The organism is Okeania hirsuta, from assembly GCF_003838195.1.
GTDB lineage: Bacteria > Cyanobacteriota > Cyanobacteriia > Cyanobacteriales > Microcoleaceae > Okeania > Okeania hirsuta.
This window is the reverse complement of record NZ_RCBY01000412.1, coordinates 1-3718: the sequence shown is the minus strand read 5'-3', so window position 1 is coordinate 3718 and position 3718 is coordinate 1. Positions and strand designations below refer to the sequence as shown.

The following is a 3718-nucleotide window of genomic DNA, read 5'->3' as shown; positions in this document are numbered from 1 at the left end:
AAAAGTCAAAAGTGAGATTTTATGAAAAAAAAGCAGTGCTTGAGGGGTATATTTACAAATTGCAGAGACTACCCAATAGCTAAAAGTCTTATATTATCTGCTTTTTATATCATATCCGCTTAATGTCGGTATCAAAAAAATGTTCAATCTGAGCGCCATTGCCAAATCTTTCTCAATCTCCCCTACTCTCCTACTGCCCTACTCCCTATCTCCCACTTTTTCTAAACAACCACCTCGAGGACTGCCATATATGAGAGGATAAATATTATAGATTCGCTAATATAACGTTTCTTATTCAATAAGAAAATAATCTCAAAAATCATGGTAGCGGTAGCAATTTTAGCGGCTGGACGTGGCACCAGAATGAAATCTGACCTACCTAAGGTATTACACCAGTTAGGTTCTTGTACCTTAGTAGAACGGGTCTTGAAAAGTTGTGTTTCTATTCAACCATCGAGAATAATTATTATAGTTGGTTATCGTGGAGACCTTGTACAAGAGTCTCTTCTTAATACTGAGAATCAAGACGATAACTTACCCACCCCGGAATTTGTAGAGCAAAGGGAACAATTAGGGACTGGTCATGCCGTTCAACAGTTATTACCCAGTCTTGAAGGATTTTCTGAAGACCTTCTGGTTTTAAATGGGGATGTACCATTATTACGGCCAGAAACTCTGAAGAATTTAATTGACACTCACAAAGAAAATCAAAATTCAGCCACCATCTTGACTGCGAATCTGCCTAATCCCAAAGGTTACGGTAGAATATTCTGTGATACAAATAACATCGTTACACAAATAGTAGAAGACCGAGACTGTACGGCAGCTCAGAAACAAAACCACCGAGTAAATGCCGGAGTCTACTGTTTTAGATGGCCAGCTTTAGCAGAGATTTTACCAAGACTTACCACAAATAATGACCAACAAGAGTACTACATAACAGATACAGTTAATTTTCTCAGCCCTGTTATGGCAGTTGATGTGAATGACTATCAAGAAATTGTTGGTATTAACGACCGTAAACACTTGGCTACAGCTTATGATATTTTGCAAACGCGGGTTAAAGATGATTGGATGAGCGCTGGAGTAACTTTGATAGACCCCGATAGTATCACTATTGATGATACAGTTTTGTTACAACGGGATGTGATTATTGAACCACAAACTCATATTCGGGGTAGAAGTACCATTGGTGCTGGTAGTCGTGTTGGGCCAGGAAGTTTGATTGAAAATAGTCAGATCGGTAAAAATGTATCGATTTTGTATTCGGTGATTTCTGATAGTGCGGTGGCAGATCATACTAGTATTGGCCCTTATGCACATCTACGAGGAGATTCTCAAGTGGGTTCTCGCTGTCGAATTGGTAATTTCGTAGAATTGAAAAAAGCTCAGGTGGGCGATCGCACTAATGCAGCTCATTTATCTTATTTAGGGGATGCGACCTTGGGAGAAAAGGTAAATGTTGGTGCAGGTACAATTATTGCTAACTATGATGGAGTGAAAAAACATCATACCGAAATTGGCGATCGCTCTAAGACTGGTGCAAATAGTGTATTGGTTGCTCCTGTGACTTTGGGGGAAGATGTGACGGTGGCGGCAGGTTCGGTAGTAACAAAGAATGTGGAGGATGATAGTTTGGTTATTGCTCGCTCTCGACAACTTACGAGAAAAGGTTGGCGGTTAAAGCAGTAACTGTACTCAGGTGAGTTGAAAGATTACTATCCCCCTAATGAATGCTTGGATAAAGTCAATTGATCAATTGCTATTCCTGGTTCTTCAAAAATATAAAAATCAACGCCTGTTTACTAGGTTACTGATTATTGACGTAGCTCAAGAACCATCGATTATTCTAAACCAAAATTTAGAGGTACAGAGATTATACAACTTAACTATTAGGAGAGTAGGGTAGTAGGGAAGATGGTTAGAGAGAATTTTGAAAAAGGAGTCCAGTAGGGTGCGTTACATTTCATTAACGCACCATTTATAAATGCAATACGGTTCAGGAGTCCAGTAGTAGACTGACACATATTCAATGGTGCGTTACGACAGACTGTTAAATGGCTTTCATAGTCTAAATTTTAGCCGTCTAACGCACCCTACAAATTTTGCTGATAACTGATAACTGATAACTGATAACTAATTATGAAAGCTTTTGAAATTCAGGAATTTGGTAATTTAGTCTGTACTGAAAGACCACAACCACAACCAAAATTTGGAGAAGTTTTAGTGAAAGTTAAAGCTGTCTCCCTTAACTATCGAGATATTTTAATGGTTAAAGGTCTTTACAACCCCCATCTAAATTTACCTGTTATTCCATGTTCCGATGGAGCAGGAGAAGTTGTGTCAATAGGAGAAGGTGTCACTAAATTTAAACCTGGAGACAGAGTTGCGAGTATTTTTATGCAGAAATGGCGATCGGGTAATTTAACTAAGGAGGCATTTAAGTCAGCTTTGGGTGGTGAAGTTGACGGAATGTTGGCAGAATATTTGGTGTTGTCTGAAGATGGTTTAGTAAGTATTCCGTCTCACTTATCTGATACAGAAGCAGCTACTTTACCTTGTGCTGCAGTAACAGCTTGGCACGCTTTAATGGAAGCAGGTTTAAAACCAGGGGAAACAGTGTTAGTTATGGGAACAGGTGGAGTTTCTTTGTTTGCTTTACAGTTTGCAGTTATGGCAGGAGCGCGAGTCATTGCAACTTCCAGTAGTGATGAAAAGTTGGAGAGGGTGAAGCAGTTAGGTGCATCTGATGTCATTAATTATAAGTCTGTAACGAAGTGGGAAAAACAGGTGTTGGCGTTAACTGAGGGAGTGGGAGTTGATTATATTGTGGAAGTTGGTGGAGCAAATACTTTGAGTAAGTCTTTAAAAGCAGTCAAAATGGGAGGGCAAATTAGTTTAATAGGTGTATTAGCAGGAGCGCAAGCAGAATTTAATCCTTTACCCGCAGTGATGAAAGGAGTCCGGATACAAGGAATTTTTGTCGGTTCGCGCCAGATGTTTGAGGCAATGAATAAGGCCATAGATGTGAATAAATTACATCCTGTATGCGATCGCGTCTTTCCATTTGAGTCAGCTCCAGAAGCACTAAGTTATATGGAAACAGGTTCCCATTTTGGCAAAATTACAATTCAACTTTAGGAGATAAAAATGAAAGCATTAGTATTGGATAAACCAGGAACTCCCGATAGTTTACTTATGGCCGAAATGCCTTTACCACAACCAAAAGCAGGAGAAATACGGGTAAAAGTTCATGCAGTAGGATTAAATCCTGTTGACTACAAAGTAGCTGCTTCTGGGTCGTCAAGGTGGAGTTATCCATTTATTTTAGGGTTAGATGTGGCGGGAGTTGTGGATGCTGTCGGTGCTGATGTGACTGACTGGCAAGTTGGAGATCGAGTTTATTATCATGGAAATTTGTCTAAACCCGGAGGTTATGCAGAATATACTAACGCTACCGCCATAGCAGTTGCTCCACTTCCAGAAGGTGTTTCTTTTACTGAAGCTGCTGCTATTCCTTGTGCGGGTTTGACTGCTTACCAAGCTTTGCATCGACGCTTGCACATTCAGTCAGAGCAAACTATTTTAATTCATGGTGGTGCTGGTGGGGTTGGTGGTTTTGGGGTACAGTTGTCAGTGTTAGCTGGATTGGAGGTAATTACAACCATAAGGGGGTTGGTAAGGGGGTGCTGGTTTCCCCACTCCTCCACAGGGTGGG

The 3718-nt window shown here is 40.3% G+C and carries 3 protein-coding genes; all 3 read left to right on the top strand.

All coding sequences use genetic code 11. The features are described from left to right. The first annotated feature begins 321 nt into the window (after positions 1-321). Positions 322-1692 carry a bifunctional UDP-N-acetylglucosamine diphosphorylase/glucosamine-1-phosphate N-acetyltransferase GlmU gene (gene glmU / locus D5R40_RS31105; RefSeq protein WP_124146663.1) on the top strand — a complete coding sequence of 457 codons (1371 nt, stop codon included), beginning with the start codon at positions 322-324 and terminating at the stop codon, positions 1690-1692. 450 nt (positions 1693-2142) lie between these two features. Continuing rightward, positions 2143-3141, top strand: coding sequence for a zinc-dependent alcohol dehydrogenase family protein (locus tag D5R40_RS31100; protein ID WP_124146664.1), 999 nt, complete (start codon positions 2143-2145; stop codon positions 3139-3141). A gap of 9 nt (positions 3142-3150) precedes the next feature. Beyond that, positions 3151-3718 (top strand): alcohol dehydrogenase catalytic domain-containing protein (locus D5R40_RS31095; protein ID WP_153183525.1); only part of this gene is annotated, 568 nt, incomplete at its 3' end.

Excerpts from the sequence above, each read along its gene's own strand:
- glmU (WP_124146663.1), top strand. The coding sequence starts at position 322 with ATGGTAGCGGTAGCAATTTTAGCGGCTGGACGTGGCACCAGAATGAAA.
- D5R40_RS31100 (WP_124146664.1), top strand. The coding sequence starts at position 2,143 with ATGAAAGCTTTTGAAATTCAGGAATTTGGTAATTTAGTCTGTACTGAA.